The 405-nt window shown below is 25.2% G+C and carries 1 protein-coding gene; it reads right to left on the minus strand.

Features of this window, described 5'->3' with window-relative positions; translation table 11 throughout:
* The coding region (locus FCS21_RS17965) for a GxxExxY protein (protein WP_138624548.1) at positions 1-203 on the minus strand (203 nt) is incomplete at its 3' end.
* Between the last annotated feature and the right edge of the window lie 202 nt (positions 204-405).

Here is a 405-nt window from a genome sequence, read left to right on the forward strand (position 1 = left end):
AAATCTGTGGTTAAATTTAAATCTTTGTAGCTGAAATCAAATAAAGCTTCTGAAGTAAACTTAATATTTCTCAATTTTAATTCATGAGCCAAGCATTTATGGTAAATACTTTCTATCATACCTGGCCCTAAATTTTTATGAACTTCAATAATTGAAGAAAAAATTTCATAACTCAAATCATCTACAAATTGTTTTGTAACCATATGATTATTGTTTTTCTGTTCTCTTCAAAAGAATATTTGTTAAATTCAACTTTTTCAAACTAAGTTATAATCTTTTTTAAAACAAAGAGAATTAGAGATTAGGAGTAATGAGTCCGAATAATTAAATTCCTTACCAAATATCTCTAATTTTTTGTAGTCATAACTTCTCTTGACCTCTAAATCTCTTTGTAAAAATTATCCG

Source organism: Colwellia ponticola (assembly GCF_005885605.1).
GTDB classification, from domain to species: Bacteria; Pseudomonadota; Gammaproteobacteria; order Enterobacterales; family Alteromonadaceae; genus Colwellia; species Colwellia ponticola.